Below are 17146 nucleotides of genomic sequence, written 5' to 3'. Positions count from 1 at the left end.
CTATACCTTTAGGATAACCGTTAGTAATTTGTATTTTTGCTCAAATTAACAACAGCTTTGATGGCTAAAAAGAAACCTAGAACGAAACAACCTAGTTCTCCTAAATTAAAAAAACCAAGTCTGAAATTAACAAACCAACAAAAGCTTATTTTTGGGAGTTTGCTTATCATTTTTGGGATTATTTTGGGTACCGCATTTTTATCATATTTCTTTACAGGAAAAGCAGACCAAAGCATTCTTAACGAATTTACAGCGCGCGATGTCGAAGCTAAAAACTGGATAAAAAAATTAGGCGCTTTTCTTAGCGATATTTTTATATATCGTGGGTTTGGTGTTGCCTCTTTTATTTTTGCCGGTCTTTTTATTCGCTCGGGAATGCACGTACTTTTAAATATAAACTACTCTAAACTCAGACAACATTGGTTCTGGGGGTTATACTTAATTGTGTGGTTTTCTGTGTTTTTTGGTTTTTTCGGAGAAAAACATTCCATTTTAGGTGGTACCGTAGGCTACGAAACCAACACCTATTTACAAGATTACATCGGTATTTTAGGCGTCTCTTTATTATTATTCTTCGGACTGATTGTTTATCTAGCCACGCGTTATAAAATTACTATTCACAGTTTTATCGCATTATTTAAATCGGCTAAAAAGAATATTTCAGACGAATTAAAATCGGATAAGGACGAGCAATTTGCTTTCGATAATAATTTAACAGAAGAAGCCGAAGCCATTAAGGCGGCACACAATGCAACGCTTGCTAAAAAAGAAACACCAGCAAAACCAGTCGCTCCTGCAAAGCCTACAGCTCCCAAACCTGAAGTTGAACCGACTCCTATAGTGGAGTTTGACGACATTTCGACCAAACCTAAAAAAGACATTCCAACCAGTACTTTAGAGGTTGAAACGCCTATAGAAGAAACCATAGAAGACACTGCCGAATTAGAAATTGAAACCGTTGAAGAAGAACTTTCTGAAACCGATAATCTATCAAATAAATTAGTGGCAGATTTTGGATTGTTTGATCCAACACTTGAGCTTGGAAAATATCAATTTCCGCCATTAGACTTATTAAAAAAATACGATAACGAAGGCATTTCTATCAATCAAGAAGAACTTGAAGGGAACAAAAATAGAATTGTAGAGACCTTAAATAATTATAAAATTGGTATTGCGAGTATTAAGGCAACCATAGGACCAACAGTTACTTTATACGAAATTGTACCAGATGCCGGAGTTCGTATTTCTAAAATTAAAAACCTGGAAGACGATATTGCACTATCTCTTTCGGCTTTAGGAATTCGTATTATCGCACCTATTCCTGGAAAAGGAACTATTGGTATAGAAGTACCAAATAAAAATTCCACCATCGTTTCTATGCGATCTGTAATTGCATCTCAAAAATTTCAGAAAACGGATATGCAATTGCCTATTGCTTTTGGAAAAACCATTAGCAACGAAACTTTTGTAGTCGATTTAGCTAAAATGCCACACATGCTTATGGCTGGTGCTACCGGTCAGGGTAAATCTGTTGGACTAAATGCGGTTCTTACATCGTTATTGTACAAGAAGCATCCTGCCGAAGTTAAGTTTGTTTTGGTCGATCCTAAAAAGGTTGAATTGACACTTTTCAACAAAATAGAACGCCATTATTTAGCCAAACTTCCAGACGAAGCTGAAGCGATTATTACCGATAACACCAAGGTTATTAATACACTTAATTCACTGTGTATAGAAATGGATAACCGTTACGAAATGCTTAAAAATGCATTATGCCGTAACATTGTAGAATATAATACAAAATTTAAAGCACGTAAATTAAACCCGAACGACGGTCATGCCTTTTTACCATATATTGTTTTGGTGGTCGATGAGTTTGCCGATTTAATTATGACGGCAGGTAAAGAAGTTGAAACACCTGTAGCTCGTTTAGCACAATTAGCACGTGCCATTGGTATTCACTTAATTATTGCTACACAGCGTCCATCTGTAAATGTTATTACGGGTATTATTAAAGCCAATTTCCCGGCGAGAATTGCATTTAGAGTAACAAGTAAAATAGATTCGCGAACCATTTTAGATGGTTCTGGAGCAGACCAACTTATTGGTCGTGGAGATATGCTATACACTCAAGGAAACGAATTGGTACGTATACAATGTGCGTTTGTAGATACGCCAGAAGTAGAACGTATTGTTGATTTTATTGGGGCTCAAAAAGCATTTCCAGATGCGCATTTACTTCCAGAATATGTTGGTGAAGAAGGTGGCACAAATCTTGATATTGATATCTCCGACAGAGATAAATTATTTAAAGAGGCGGCCGAAGTTATTGTAACTGCTCAACAAGGGTCTGCTTCATTATTACAACGTAAATTAAAATTAGGTTATAATCGCGCTGGGCGTTTAATAGACCAATTGGAAGCGGCCGGAATTGTAGGCCCTTTTGAAGGTAGTAAAGCCCGTCAGGTGTTAGTTCCGGATTTTGTTGCGTTAGAACAATTATTAGAAAATGAAAAGAACAATTAGAATGAAAACATTTTTACTTTCAATTACATTATGTTTTACCCTTTTGGGATTTAGCCAAAACGATCCTAAAGCCAAAGCGCTTTTAGATCAAGTTTCAACTAAAGTAAAATCTTACGATAATATTTCATTAGATTTTAGATATGTACTTCATAATTCTGCAGAAAACATTAACCAGGAAACACGTGGTGACGTTGTTATGGAAGGCGATAAATACGTATTAAACATCTTAGGTATTACTAGAGTTTACGATGGTAAAACCATGTATAGCATTAACCCAGAAGACGAAGAAGTCACTATTTCTACAGAAAATCCAGAGGACGAAGGTAGCATTACGCCTAGTAAAATGTTATCGTTTTATACTGAAGGGTACACTTACAAAATGGGTGCTAAAGAGAATATAAAAGGACGTGTAATTCAGTTTGTAAAATTAACGCCTATAGATTCTAATTCAGAAATAGACCATGTCCTTTTAGGTATCGATCCGCAAACAAAGCACATTTACAATTTAATTGAAGCTGGTAATAACGGAACAAAAACCACACTTACGGTAACGTCTTTCGAAACAAATCAGACCTTGTCTAAAGCCTTATTTTCTTTCAACAAAGACAAGTACAAAAATTTTTACATCAATAAATTAAACTAGGCTATACTTGAAAATACTAGACCGATATATCCTAACCACCTATCTTAAAACGTTCCTTAGTGTATTTATTATACTAATGATGATTTTTGTCTTGCAGACTATTTGGCTTTTTATAAAAGAACTAGCTGGTAAAGATTTAGATGTTATTGTTATTTTCAAGTTTTTAATATACTACTCGCCTAAGTTAATACCCTTAGTGTTACCACTTACCATACTCTTAACATCGATAATGGTATTTGGAAGCTTCGCAGAAAATTACGAGTTTGCTGCTATGAAATCTACTGGGATTTCACTGCAGCGTGCTATGGCTGGTTTAAGCGTGTTTATTGTAATCTTAGGGATTCTAACTTTTTTCTTTGCTAACAATGTTATTCCTTGGGGTGAATACGAGTCGTATAACCTTCGGAAAAACATCGCAAAATTAAAACCTGCAATGGTAATTGCCGAAGGACAATTTAACGATATTGGTGCCATAAATATAAAAGTGGCCAAAAAAACTGGAGATAAAGGTCAGTTTTTACACGATGTTATTATTCATAAAAAAACACCAAATGGTGTAGGTAATTACACTACAATTGTAGCTAAAGAAGGTGAGTTTTTAACTCAGGAAAATTCGGATATTTTAAAGTTAATTTTAACCGATGGTTATTATTACGACGATACGCCTCCTAAAAAATTAAAAGAAAGACGTCGTAAACCTTTTACAAAAAGCGCTTTCGACACTTACACCATAAACACGGATTTGTCGCAGTTGAACAACGTCGATTTAGACGATAAAAATGTTACCGACAAATACAACATGTTGGATGTAACAGATTTAGGTTACACTATCGATTCACTTAAAGCAGAACGTGATAAAGAATATAAAAAGTTCACAAAGAATGTTTACGATAGATATGGTATACAGAATTTATCGAAACTTAAAAATAAAGAACAAGACACTGTTACCATTGCTAATGACTCTTTATTTGAAGGAAATATATTAGACGCATTTAACAAATACAAACGCCTTCAAATTGTAGAGTTAGCGGTTAACAATATTACAAGTACACAGCAAATTATTAGAACTAATGAAAAATCGTTTAAAGCGAAATCTACTTGGTTAAATAAGCATATTATAGCTTTACACGAAAAATTGTCTTTAGGATTTGCTTGTATCATTCTCTTTTTTGTTGGTGCGCCTTTGGGTGCTTTAATTAGAAAAGGTGGTTTGGGATTACCAATGATTATTGCAATTTTGCTATTTCTTACGTATCACTTTATCGGACTTTTCGCTAAAAACAGTGCTAAAGACGGAACATTAGATCCGGTTCTAGCCACTTGGTTCTCAACGCTAGTCATGTTTCCACTGGGTGTCTTTTTAATACGCCGAGCGACCGCAGATAAAGGCCTGTTCGAGTTTGATCATATTTTAATTCCGCTTAAAAAAATATTACCATTTCAAGACCATTCTAGAGATGCTTTCCCTGACGGATTAAGCAGAGACTTTAGCGATTTTAAACGTTATAAAGAAGATAAATTACTAGCTTTAATTAAAGATCCTACAGCATATAATTATCATGAATCAGGTAAAATAGAAGCCTTAAATACTTTAGAAGAACGCAATTTAGACCTAGAAGCCATTCGCCTTAGAGGGATTAATATTAGCCCAGAATTTGAAGCCTCAAAAAGACTTGTTTCTCTGTTTAGTATACATTCTAAATTTGCACTAATTTTTAATATTATTGGTATCGCATTATTAGTTCTTTACTTTATTTTACGAAACAATAAAATGCCAGAACTAGCGACATCATCTATACAATTAAGTATAATTAGTTTTGTGATATTCGTAATCTATTATATCGCACAACAACTCAATTTAAAAACGCTTAACGTACGCTTACAGAAAAATAAAAGTTCAAACATTCCCTTTATTATTTTAGGGTTTATAATTTATCCCTTGGCAAATGTATTTTTTAAACACAAAGTTAAGGCGGACATAAGCAAGAATGCTGTCCAACATTTGAACTAAAAACAATATCTTTGCACTATGATAACAGATACCAAAGAAAAGACTCCCCTTTCTTTTAAACTACATACAATTAAAGAAGCCATTGACGATATTAGAGATGGTAAAGTAATTATAGTAGTAGATGATGAAGATCGCGAGAATGAAGGCGATTTTGTTGCCTCAGCAGCTAAAGCAACACCAGAAATGGTGAATTTCATGGCGACTCATGGCCGTGGATTAATTTGTGCACCACTTACAGAAAGCAGGTGTAAAGAACTGGATTTACATATGATGGTAACTAACAATACCGACCATATGGAAACGGCATTTACGGTCTCTGTAGATTTACGAGGAAAAGGTGTTACTACAGGAATTTCTGCATCAGACAGGGCTCTTACGGTAAAAGCTTTAGTAGATCCAGAAACTAAATCTTACGACTTATCTAGACCAGGACATATTTTCCCACTAGTAGCTAAAGACGGTGGTGTTTTAAGACGCACTGGTCACACAGAAGCGGCTATAGACCTTGCTAGATTAGCGGGATTAGAACCTGCAGGAATGATTGTTGAAATCATGAATGAAGATGGAACTATGGCACGTTTACCTCAGCTTAGAAAAGTTGCCGAAAAGTTTGATTTAAAGATTGTTTCTATTGAAGATTTAGTGGCATACAGAATGCAACACGATTCTTTAATTGAAAAGAAGGAAGATTTCGATATAGAAACGCGTTTCGGAAAGTTCCGATTAAGAGCTTATAAGCAAACCACAAATAATCAAGTGCATATTGCTTTAACCAAAGGCACTTGGAAAACGGATGAACCTGTATTAACGCGTATAAACTCTACTTTAGTTAATAACGATATTCTAGGTACACTAACCAATAATGTGGATGCCAAGTTAGACAGCATGTTTAAAGTGGTTAACGAAGCAGATAGTGGTGCTATACTCTTTATAAACCAAGAGCCAAAAGCGATGAATATCTTAAATCGTTTATCTACTTTAAAAGATGAACAAAAACCGAATAGCGTTGCTAAAGCACCAAGTGTTGCAATGGATAATAAAGATTTCGGAATTGGAGCTCAGATATTACATGATATAGGAATTCATAAATTACGATTAATCTCGAATAGCGAACACACAAAACGTGTGGGAATGATTGGTTACGGATTAGAAATAATTGATTACGTCAACTATTAATAACAATATACTACACAAAAAACCACCTCTAAACAGGTGGTTTTTTTATACGTTGTTCTCACGTATTACTCTTATCCTAATACTCTAAGAACTTATTATTAGCGATGATTTAATCTGTAGGTTGATGGATTAACATCGGTAAACTTTTTAAAAAATCTGGAAAAACTACTCATAGAATCGAAGCCTAAAACAAAGGCTAATTCTTTAATTGTGATATCACTTCTTACCAGTAATAAAGTAAATATGCCGAAGTTTGATATGTATTTCATGTTACAAAACTGCAAACATCTAACTGAATGCGTTTGACAACTTTTCTAAATAAGTGTGCATAATTGGAAACGAGACTGCCTTTGGAACAAAAACACCATTACATTACACAATATTATCGCTGTTTTGCAAAAATCTCATTTACAGTAGCGATATAATTTCTAGGGCTTCCATTCTTCTTAATGGCTTTGTACACCTTTTTTGGATCGTTAAACGATTGCGAAAAGTATTCCCAGAATCCAAGCATTTTCATTTTTATTGGCATGGGTCCAGACAGCGCTTCATCGTATTGTTTATAAATGGTATCGTGAAAGTCTTTAAAAATTTGCCATCTATTCGCTGGATATTCTGTGGTGTTATTTTTAATCATTAGTGGCAAAAACGGGTCTGCAATTAATCCACGACCAATCATAAAATGGTCTATACTTGGAAAACGTTCTTGTAAATCGCGATAGGCTTGCACGCTGGTAACATCGCCGTTATAGTATAATTTATGCGGACTTTGGTCTACACATTTTTGAAAAGCATCTAAATCTGTTCCGCCTTTATATAACTGTTTTCCTAAACGCGCATGAATCGCCACATTTTTAATCGGATATTTTTCTAGAATAGGAAATACGTTTAAAATTTCGGAAGGTTTGTCGTAACCCAAACGCATTTTCATAGAAATAGTAATATCACTTTCGTTATGTGCTTTATGAAGCACTTCATCAATTTTCATCGGATTGCAAATCAACCCTGAGCCCATGCCCTGCTTTGTTACCATAGGATATGGACAGCCTAAATTCCAGTTTAATTCTTTGTATCCTAAAGATGCTATGTATTTAATTACGAAAAGAAACTCGTCTGGGTCGTTCGTCATCACTTGCGGAATCAAGTGCGGAACGGTATTATGTTCCGGATTTAAATCGCGCTGATAATTATTCTTGATGACCATTTTACCATTCATCTTAATGTAAGGTGCATAAAATGTATCTATCCCTCCAAAGGATTGATGAAACGCATTACGGAAACGGAAATCGGTAAATCCTTGTAAAGGCGATGATAAAAGAGTAACGGACATTTAGAAAAATATTTTTGCAAAAGTAGTGAAAAACTTCGCTACATAAATTGCCTAGAATCGAGAACCTTCCATGTGGTACCATCTAAATTTACGTTTAGAAAAATCTGACACGCTAAACGTATGTTTGGGATGTTTGGAAAATCACCTAATAGCTGTTGTTCATCAGCAATCATGGTGTCTTCATAATTTCCATTTATTTGTTGCACCATACATGTGCCACACCATGCCCGACCTTGACAATCGCCAATATCTTCTGCTAAATTATCGACAATAAAAGTCATTAGATTTTCATTAGCATTGGGTACAAAAGAAAATGTATTTAAAACACCATTACTATCTTCTATTTGAATTGTATACATACCCATTTTAATGCGTTCAAAAATATATGCAACAAGATACAGACTTAATTGTGCTAGTAATCTTGAATCCATCAAAAAAACAAAAAGCATTCTTAAATATAATCGTTTACAGCCACTATGGTCTGCAACAAATCAGACTAACTTTATTATCTTTAGACATTCAATTATAATTCCAAAAAAACACATTTAAACAAAACTGTTTTTAGGCTTCAACACCGTCACTTCTATGATTAATGGCATGAATATTTTACCTTTTCAAATTACAAATCAACTTAACAAATTTTACGCACTTCTAGTGTTTCTAATCTTATGTATGCCTAAAATTGAGGCGCAAACGATTCCAAGTAATAGATTTTTAAATATTGAAGAACTTACTAGTGTTTTAAAACCTGAAGTCCGCACTGCTTTAGAAGCGAATGGCGCTATTAATGAAGCTAGATTAGCCGAATATTTTAGGGCTAAATTTTCTGAACGTTTCTATTACGATTACAAAATCTTCGATGCGCGTTTTAAAACTTATAACGCCCTTTATAACAACGAAGCTTATCATAAAGAACGCGCATTAGACCACTACAACAAATTCCCCGATTTTGCCGAATGGGAACTGCCATTTAACTATCTAAGCGGAGGCCCTGTAGACGCCTATGCACTGAGACATTTGGCAAGACAACATAAAATGGTAGATATTGCCATGTTATACTTTAACGATGGTAAAGACCCTAAATATATTAGGTATTTTGTTGAACAAATGCGTTCCCTAAACTATGCGCTTGAATCCGAAAATTTTGAAACTATTGAAGGCGGAAATGGCGTTTACGAGGTGTACCGCGCAGGTTACAGGATTACCAATTGGCTGTGGATTCATAATATGTTTTTAAGCGACAAGACCTATACCGATGCCGACCAAATACAAACCATCTCCACCTTGCTTCAGCATGGTCAGGACCTTTACGAAAACAACACCAATTTTAGTGCTGGAAATCACCAAACCAAAGGGATGTCGGCTTTAGGTGCGTTATCTATTTTACTACGTGACTTTCAAGGTACCGATGCTTGGTACGACAGAGCGATGTTACGATTAAGCGAACATTTAGAAAAAGAAATTAATCCAGATGGTTTCCAATTCGAGCGTTCTGTACATTACCATATGGCCGATATTAACAACTACTTTTACACCTATCAATTAACTAAAATCAATAATATAAAAGTTGACCAAGCTTGGGAAGATAAATTAAAATCGTTGTTTACCACGCTTCCAAAAATTGCATATCCAGACAAAAGTGCTCCAGTTTTACAAGACGACACCAGAAAACCATGGGCAGAATCTAACGATATTTCTGGGGCGTTAACGCTTGGTTATTTATTGTACGACGACCCGAGTTTTGGATATTTCGCAACAAACAAAGTCGAACAAAGCATGTATTGGTTTTTAACCAACAAACAGGTTGAAAAATTAAATAACATTGAAAAGAAACGTCCTGAATATGGCTCACTGGCGTTTAAAGATACCGAGTATTACATTATGAGACAAGGTTGGGACACTAATGACGACATGATGATTATTAGTGCTGGTGTAGATGCCGAGAAGCCAGACCACCAACATGGCGATATTTTAGGAATCCAGGCCATGGCAAACGGACAAGTTATTCTTCCAAATTACCAAGTGAGATACTCGCTTAAGGATTTTGATGTATTTAAAAATTCGATGGTAAAAAATGTGGCTTTGGTAGATGATGAATTACAGGGAAAAGAATGGACATCGAACAAAGGCGGAAGTGGTTTTGGGAAGTTTAAAAATTTACCAACACCGAAAACCATTGCTTGGAATACGAACGACGAGTATGATTTTTTTGTGGGAACCCACGATGGTTTCGAAAATATAGGCGTGAACTATTCTCGTCAGGTGATATATGTTAAAGATGAATTTTGGATTGTAAAAGACAATTTTAAATCTGATGCTACTCACGATTACAAACAGGTATGGCAAGGCCATTACACTTCCGAATTGGGCTCGGACTTGATTCGTGCTTCATTCCCAGATGCAGTAGGTAGCGATATTTTTCAGCTTAACGCCACAGATACTGCTGAAACTTCTGGAGCTAATGGTAAAAATTGGACAGTAATTACAAAGGAAAAACAACAAAATTTTGATTTCTTAACGGTTATTTTGCCATATCAAGGCTACAATAATGGTATTGATAACACCCAAAAAGAAATCACTTTAAAAAGTTGGAAAGTACTTACTTTTCCATGGGGAACACATGGAGACGACACCACACTAGTTGCCGTGAACGGGGCCTGTTTTGCTTTTGGGATTAAGGAGATGAGTTTAAAAGGTATCACGGTAGATACCTCTGTAGAAACCGATTTATATCTGTCTGAAAAAGATAATAAATTACACGTTAGATTACTGGGAGACAAAGCAACAACAATTATAGTAAATAAGAATGATAGTCTTAAAGCCACTTTAAAACCCGGCGAATCACATATTTTTAATATAAATTACAGATAATAAATTTACGCACATGAGGAACCTGCTACTTATTTGTTTTGCCGTATTGTTATGCGCTTGCAATCAAGGTAAAAAAAAGAAACAGACGGTTGAAACGTCTAGCACTGCTACGGAAAAACAATCTGAAGATTTTGATTGGTTGCTCGGGCAATGGAAACGTTTAGATGAGGAAGTGGGCCAAGATACTTTTGAAAATTGGGAGAAAATTAATGATTCAGAATATTCAGGATTCGGTTTTACAATACAAGATGGAGATACTATTAGTCAGGAAAAAATTCGTCTTCTAAAAGTAGCAAATCATTGGAATTTAAATGTGAAGGCTCCAGGAGAAGAGCATTGGACAATCTTTAACGGTACAAACCACAATCCACATTCTTTTGTTTGTGAAAATACTGAAATCGAATTTCCAAATCGCATTAAATATTGGATAGATGAATACACGTTACATGCTTTGGTCTCTGGAAGCTATATGGAAATAGCTTTCGAATTCGAGAAATTAAATTAAAGGTTTTTAACCCATATATTAAACAAGGCATGAATCTAATAAAATTCATGCCTTATCTTTTAAAACCCAAAGCCTAGACCAAAGGAAACGCGTACACCATCTACCGAGTTAAACACCCCCAGGTTAGCTGTTAAAAGTTCTGCGCCGTTAACAAATAGTCCACCGCCATACGAGTTATGCCATTTATCTGTTTCGTCTTGAGACAACCACACACGACCATAATCGAAGCTACCATAAACGCCTAATTTAACAGGCAGTATAGGCGTTTTTAAATTAGTTAAACTATACCTAATATCTGTATTCTGATAAAAGGCGCGTTTTCCTGTAAATCGCTGGTTCCTAAACCCGCGTAAACCGTCATCTCCTCCTATTGCTGCGGCCTGATAAAACTCGTATTCATTCCCTAAATTTAGATGTGCTTTTAGGGTTGTCGCTAAAACCAAACGGCCAGAATAATTTAATCGATGTGCTAATCCTAATTTAGGAATTACATACCCATATCCACGCCCGTGAATATCTAAATTCTGACTATAGCCTGTTTCTAAATCGAATAAAAGTCCAACGGTTGGATAAGCTTTGTTATCGTAATTTGTAAAATGGTACGCCCCGTGAATTCCAGCAAATTGCACTTCATCAAAAATATAATCTGGTAAAGTATCGCCATTATCTTCTACATACCTACCTGAAGCATCGTGCACTTCTGTGGTTTCGTAATGAATCCCAAAATCTATAATGCTACCACGCAACGAATTCCAAACTAAAGACGGTGCAATACCAAATGTTCTTACCTTTACACGATTGTAATCGATTCCTAAGTCGTCGTCGAAATTTGAGGTTTCATTTCCGTATCCGAAAAAATTCAACGTATAATTCGGACTCTGGAAATCGGCTTGAACTTTTAGATTTAAACCACCTACTACATGAGCGAATTCTCCACTATATGATACTTCATAACCATTAGTAGCAAAATAATACGCGGCTTTAATTTTATGCTGACTCGTAAACGGATTACGTTCAAAACCATATGTTGTATATGTATTTGAAATTCCTAATTTTAAACCATCGTCAGGATTAGCACCTATAAGCGGTACTAATTGATTGGTATTATTTTTAAATTTCTTGTAATTGTAGACCTGTGTTTCGTAATCGTCTGTTAATTTTATTTTAGCAGATTTAGCGTTTAACGTAGTGTTTTTCTTTGATTCATAATCGTAAATCACAATATTCTTACCGTGTTCAACTTGGTAATCATCGTTGTTTTGGCCACCAATTAATCGGATTTTAATGCGCTTACTTTTCCCCGAGACTTTAAATGTATCATCATCGTCTAAACCATATACCCAAATTTCTTTAGTTACCTTAGGGTCGTAAATTTTATGATGAAATCGATCTTTAATCGTATCGTCTTTTTTCCGCAATACAGAAACTTCTACTTTACCATCGTCCAACCCTTTAACCGACACATAATCATCCTTATTGGTTCCGGTAACCACAGCAAATTTATTCACCAACTTATAGTAGCGGTCCGAGATATCTTTTAGATTTTTTCTTCTTGCTTTAACCAGGTCTTTTATTTTTAACACCGATTCGTCTTGAACTTCTTTAGGAAGTTTTGAAAACGCTTCATTGATAACCTCATCTGTTATGTGTTCTTGAATATATGCTACTTGTTCATCCCAAACCGATTTATCGATATCGGTTAAAAAGGCAACATCTAATGGATAAGGTTCGGCATTTACACCTTTTACATCTCTTAACTCTTCATCGTAACTTCTTAGTACACGAGCAGCAGGAATAAGAGCAACACCTGCACTTAACATTAAACCTTCGGACATTTTAGAAAATGCTTGATCCCGATCTCTTGGCAAGGCCTTATAAATGGTATTTCCATCCTCTTTAAATTCTAACCAACGCCATTGGTCGTAATGCCGATCCCAATCGCCAATAAGCATATCGAACAAACGTGATTTTATAAAATTAACTTGATCTAAGCTAACTTCTTCATCTGAATGAAGCTCCTCAAACAAATCCATTGTACTAATAATCTCGCCTGTAAAATTGCCATCGGCTAAATTCATATGACCTTCAGAGGCATGTTCTTCAAAGAAGTAAAGTTCATTTCCAAATTCATCGTTATAATCCATTAACCCATTTTGTTTGGGCATATAATATAACTCCGGATTTAAGTGATAGACACCAATTGCATCTGATAACGCCCCTATAGTTAAAGGTGCATACGGATGAGCGCCAGTAAAGACATCGGCAACTAAAGCTTCGGTTTCTGTATCGTCAAATTGGCCTTCTACATATTGATCGCGAAACATAGAAGCTTGTATGTATTGCGTCGCACTCTTTCTAAGTGCACGCATAACGTATTGTGTGCCATCTTTATCTTCTAATCGCAGAGAACGTGATTGCGTTCCTCCTCCTTTTCTTACAGGTTTTAATCCGCCTTTAAGCGTATCTAAATTAACCGTTTTTGCTTGGACATCTGTACTGTAATAGTCTCGAAAACGTTCGCCCCAAAGAAACTTGTAGAATGAAGATTTTGTGGTTTCTGCTTTAGTAAACACTGAAGAAGAAATAGAATCTGCAAACTGCTTTGGGTAATTAGTGACATCTCGTGGTTCAGGCTGGTGGATTTGAGATTTAAATACCACAGCATTAGTTTCGGCTTTTACAAACTGCACATCGGACGCTTGATCTTTATGAATATTTAAAACAGCATACCCATTTGCTCCTAATCCAAATTGATCGTCTCTATGTGTTCTTACTCCTGTGGTTTTAGACCCAGAACCACTAATAATTTGCGTTAAATTATCCGATTGTATAAATTGTAAACTATGCTCATGTCCCGAGATAAAAATTACATTATCATTTTGCTGTGCCGATGCTATTAAGTTTTTACGTAAATCGTTATAAAACCAATTAGACATATCGGCATTAGAAATACCAGTAGTTGTACGCAGTATATTTTTTACTGTTCCTAAAACTGGTAACGGTGTCATATGACTTGCAAACGTGTACTGCCCATTATGTGGACCATTACTAAACATCGGGTGGTGAATCGCCACCAAAGTGGTTTTCCCTCTAGCCTTCTTAATTTCACTTTTAAATTCGTCTAAAAACTGTTCGCGCGTTTTAATATCGCAATCGTCGTTAATAGTAGGTTGCTTATTCCAATTGGTAATGTACCATTGCGAGTCTACAAGAATTAACACCAAATCGTCGCTAATATTAATGCGTTCAATTCCACAACCATCTTCAGGTTGAAACGTGTTTTTCCCTAAAGCATCTTCTACTAATTTCTCCTGACGTTTAAGTCCTTTTAAACCGCTATACCAGTCGTGATTTCCAGGAATAACATATACAGATCCGGGGAATTTTTTTGCAACCTCTAACTGCAAGTCCATTGCCAGTTTAGCATCGTCGTGCCCTTTTTCATCTTCGGCAGGAAACCCTTTTGGATAGATATTATCGCCTAAAAAAAACAATAAATCTTCTTTGTCTGCCATAGCAAACTGTTTCTCCATTTCTAAAAGTGCTTTAGGAGCCTTTCCATTCTGTGGTTTACCGGCATCACCTACCAGAAACACATTTAAAGTTTCCGCATTGATATCCTGTAATGGTTCTAAGCTATCGGATACGAAATTGGACTCTAATGTCGCACATCCGGTAAGACTTATAAAAAGTAAAAAGAGTAGAATTTTATTCATATACTAAATCGTTCTATTTATAATGTTGCTTCGATGTCTTCTATAGAAAACACCGTATCATTGAACATAAGGTTTGGATTAATATCTGCACGAATGGCCTTAATTCCACTAGCACCTTGAAGTTCTTCAACCTCGACAATTTCAATATGATCGTCTATGTAGTTCTTAGATTGTAAAAACTCGAAATAACTTAAATATTCACGTTCTATTACATTGGTAGAAAATACCACACACAACTTATGTGGTTGCGTAATACGCTCGTTAGTCCCTTTTATTACAGCTTTATCAATACGCTTTTTAATCATTTCGTAACGTACATTATATGCACCATCTACATCAAATTGTTTTTCGTCTATGCGATATCTAATCGTTAATGGTACATCGTAAACTAGAATAAGTGAAGCTACATCTAATTTTACTGGGAAATTTTCCTGACTGGTGTAGTATAAAGATTCCATTTTACACATGACCTGTAGTTGCCATAATCGTAAATTATATACTACCGATTCGTGATAATCCTGATGTTCTGCTATAGATTGCCCGACATACATATTATGCTCGATACCATCTGTTTTAAATTTCTCGAAATAATGTGGGAAAATTTCTTGTGCCTTAATTTGTTGCTTATCCAGAAAACTAGACAAGTTTTTATTTATAATATTAATGGTTTGGTCGTACTGTTTTCTAGCCACATAAAAGAGTTGCTTTTCTTCGACCGAGCGCTTCAAGAAATCATCAATACCATCGTTTTTAATGCCTGCTGTTTTTAAATGTTTAAACAACGGGTATATATCTTTTTCAAAGAACAAGTGAATTTCCTGCTCTGTATTGTTATTAAAGTAAGCTTCTAGTTCGTAAACTTTTTTATCTATTTGATAAATAAGCTGTTCGTAAAAGGGCATATTTTTTTCGACCAACAGGTCTTGTAATATCCCTTTGGTTTGTGTTAGTGCCATATTTAAATCTTCCTGAATGGCATTATTTCGTGCCACAGAAGACCCTACAATATCTATTTGTCCATAGAGCGGTAAGACATTTTCGAAAGTGATTTCTTTAAAACTAGGTGATTTTCCATTATTCCGATCTTGAATAAAATGATGTGCTTCTTCGACAAATCGCCATTCTACTGCAGAGTGAATAGATGTACACTGATTCTGGATTACGGCACTAATTTCATTTTCATACTCGGCAATAGATCGTTTAGAATGACTTAAAATAAAAGGCATAATCGTATCCAACTTCACTTTATTAATGTCGTTTAATTGGTTGATTTTATAAGCAGCCATTTCTATTATAAACTGAAGTTTTCCTCCAAAAACAATCGGTAACAGAATGGCACTTTTAAAACCATTTTCTAATAACATTTCGCTTAACACATCGCCTTGAGAGTGCTTAGCATAGTTAGGCACATTAGACAATACAACAGGAAGATGCTTCTCGAACAACTGATTATATACGTATTTACAAGCATACGATTGGCAAGAAATAGAATCTCCTTTTCGTAATGTAAGCGCTCCCATATCTTCGCCAAAAGGACGAATTAACGCGTCTCCATCTACAATGTAATTTCCAACTTCCAGATCGTCTATATTAAAAATCTTTCGGACATCTTCTAGAATTTTATTCGAATTATTGGCACTGGCTTGAATTAAATGTGTTTTAAATTCATCTATTTTACCATCTAAAGTGGTATCAATCATGCTTAAAAGTCCGAAGCCTTCAATAGTCCACGAATTATCTGGAAAATAACGTCTCCACACCCGTTCGTCTTGCGCATGCTCTAGTAATTCATCTAGAATCTCTGGAGTAATTTCTACAGCATTTCCATTGGGATAGATGTTTATAAAATCGGCATTAAAAGTAATTCTATACGTTCTCGTCTGACCAGAGATATCATCTAACCTGATTTGCTTTGGTCTATCGAAATCGACATTAAATCCGTAATACTGATTTAAAATAATCGCATAAGGATTTAAATCTATAGAATCTTCGTTGTCTTTATAAAGCTTACGCAAAACAGAATTGACGTCGGAAGTGGTTTCTTTTATAATGTTTTTAAGACGATTAGACAGATAAAAATACTGATTAGAGTACGGAAATAAAGCGGCTTTAATTTCGTTATCCTGCAAAGCTGAAGGGAACAAAAAGGACATAATTTGTTCGACTTCTTTTTTATAAGAATTAAATACATCTACAGAACGAATTCCTGAAACCAATTCTGGATTACGGTCTAAAATAGACATAAGGTGTTTTGCTTGGAGCTGATCCACTGGATTCTCCGAGGTTAATAGCTCTTCAAATTTTAATTTTAAAAATTTAAAAGATATTATAGGTTGAAATGGTCCTGTAATTAACTGATCCATGTTTG

General features: G+C 35.3%; 11 protein-coding genes. 6 read left to right on the top strand and 5 right to left on the bottom strand.

The window, feature by feature from the left end:
• The first annotated feature begins 60 nt into the window (after window positions 1-60).
• Genes AC0UBM_RS16265 through ribB form a run of 4 tightly spaced genes read left to right on the top strand, consistent with a single transcriptional unit; the run spans window position 61 to window position 6356 of the window.
• On the top strand, window positions 61-2526 hold the full coding sequence (locus tag AC0UBM_RS16265) for a DNA translocase FtsK (protein ID WP_475689345.1): 2466 nt from the start codon (window positions 61-63) through the stop codon (window positions 2524-2526).
• A 1-nt stretch (window position 2527) separates the two neighbouring features.
• Window positions 2528-3169 carry an outer membrane lipoprotein periplasmic chaperone LolA1 gene (lolA1, locus tag AC0UBM_RS16260; RefSeq protein WP_475689344.1) on the top strand — a complete coding sequence of 214 codons (642 nt, stop codon included), beginning with the start codon at window positions 2528-2530 and terminating at the stop codon, window positions 3167-3169.
• A 7-nt stretch (window positions 3170-3176) separates the two neighbouring features.
• Window positions 3177-5180: an LptF/LptG family permease gene (locus AC0UBM_RS16255; protein ID WP_475689343.1), complete on the top strand. Its 2004-nt coding sequence runs from the start codon at window positions 3177-3179 to the stop codon at window positions 5178-5180.
• 18 nt (window positions 5181-5198) lie between these two features.
• Complete coding sequence (gene ribB, locus AC0UBM_RS16250) at window positions 5199-6356, top strand: 3,4-dihydroxy-2-butanone-4-phosphate synthase (protein WP_475689342.1); 1158 nt, start codon at window positions 5199-5201, stop codon at window positions 6354-6356.
• A 98-nt stretch (window positions 6357-6454) separates the two neighbouring features.
• Here the strand turns inward: ribB and AC0UBM_RS16245 are convergent, their stop codons facing one another.
• The 3 genes from AC0UBM_RS16245 to AC0UBM_RS16235 form a co-directional block, all read right to left on the bottom strand.
• The gene (locus tag AC0UBM_RS16245) at window positions 6455-6625 is read right to left on the bottom strand and encodes a helix-turn-helix domain-containing protein (RefSeq protein WP_475689341.1); all 171 of its coding nucleotides are present in this window, start codon (window positions 6623-6625) and stop codon (window positions 6455-6457) included.
• A 113-nt stretch (window positions 6626-6738) separates the two neighbouring features.
• Window positions 6739-7686, bottom strand: a complete 948-nt coding sequence (locus AC0UBM_RS16240) for a tRNA dihydrouridine synthase (RefSeq protein ID WP_475689340.1) — start codon at window positions 7684-7686, stop codon at window positions 6739-6741.
• A 38-nt stretch (window positions 7687-7724) separates the two neighbouring features.
• Window positions 7725-8117 carry a 2Fe-2S iron-sulfur cluster-binding protein gene (locus AC0UBM_RS16235; RefSeq protein WP_475689339.1) on the bottom strand — a complete coding sequence of 131 codons (393 nt, stop codon included), beginning with the start codon at window positions 8115-8117 and terminating at the stop codon, window positions 7725-7727.
• Between the two features lie 241 nt (window positions 8118-8358).
• Here AC0UBM_RS16235 and AC0UBM_RS16230 point away from each other — a divergent pair, with 241 nt between their 5' ends.
• Window positions 8359-10557, top strand: a complete 2199-nt coding sequence (locus AC0UBM_RS16230) for a heparinase II/III family protein (protein WP_475689338.1) — start codon at window positions 8359-8361, stop codon at window positions 10555-10557.
• Between the two features lie 13 nt (window positions 10558-10570).
• On the top strand, window positions 10571-11062 hold the full coding sequence (locus tag AC0UBM_RS16225) for a DUF6265 family protein (RefSeq protein WP_475689337.1): 492 nt from the start codon (window positions 10571-10573) through the stop codon (window positions 11060-11062).
• A gap of 59 nt (window positions 11063-11121) precedes the next feature.
• On the opposite strand, the gene AC0UBM_RS16220 is transcribed toward AC0UBM_RS16225, so the two are convergent.
• Window positions 11122-14778, bottom strand: a complete 3657-nt coding sequence (locus tag AC0UBM_RS16220; RefSeq protein WP_475689336.1) for a metallophosphoesterase — start codon at window positions 14776-14778, stop codon at window positions 11122-11124.
• A 17-nt stretch (window positions 14779-14795) separates the two neighbouring features.
• Window positions 14796-17141 carry a hypothetical protein gene (locus AC0UBM_RS16215; RefSeq protein ID WP_475689335.1) on the bottom strand — a complete coding sequence of 782 codons (2346 nt, stop codon included), beginning with the start codon at window positions 17139-17141 and terminating at the stop codon, window positions 14796-14798.
• Window positions 17142-17146: the final 5 nt, after the last annotated feature.

This window comes from Formosa sp. F44, from assembly GCF_056238645.1.
This window is presented reverse-complemented; position numbering and strand designations above follow the sequence as displayed.

Excerpts from the sequence above, each read along its gene's own strand:
- ribB (WP_475689342.1), top strand. The coding sequence starts at position 5,199 with ATGATAACAGATACCAAAGAAAAGACTCCCCTTTCTTTTAAACTACAT.
- AC0UBM_RS16215 (WP_475689335.1), bottom strand. The coding sequence starts at position 17,141 with ATGGATCAGTTAATTACAGGACCATTTCAACCTATAATATCTTTTAAA.
- lolA1 (WP_475689344.1), top strand. The coding sequence starts at position 2,528 with ATGAAAACATTTTTACTTTCAATTACATTATGTTTTACCCTTTTGGGA.
- AC0UBM_RS16235 (WP_475689339.1), bottom strand. The coding sequence starts at position 8,117 with ATGGATTCAAGATTACTAGCACAATTAAGTCTGTATCTTGTTGCATAT.
- AC0UBM_RS16240 (WP_475689340.1), bottom strand. The coding sequence starts at position 7,686 with ATGTCCGTTACTCTTTTATCATCGCCTTTACAAGGATTTACCGATTTC.
- AC0UBM_RS16265 (WP_475689345.1), top strand. The coding sequence starts at position 61 with ATGGCTAAAAAGAAACCTAGAACGAAACAACCTAGTTCTCCTAAATTA.
- AC0UBM_RS16245 (WP_475689341.1), bottom strand. The coding sequence starts at position 6,625 with ATGAAATACATATCAAACTTCGGCATATTTACTTTATTACTGGTAAGA.
- AC0UBM_RS16230 (WP_475689338.1), top strand. The coding sequence starts at position 8,359 with ATGCCTAAAATTGAGGCGCAAACGATTCCAAGTAATAGATTTTTAAAT.
- AC0UBM_RS16220 (WP_475689336.1), bottom strand. The coding sequence starts at position 14,778 with ATGAATAAAATTCTACTCTTTTTACTTTTTATAAGTCTTACCGGATGT.
- AC0UBM_RS16225 (WP_475689337.1), top strand. The coding sequence starts at position 10,571 with ATGAGGAACCTGCTACTTATTTGTTTTGCCGTATTGTTATGCGCTTGC.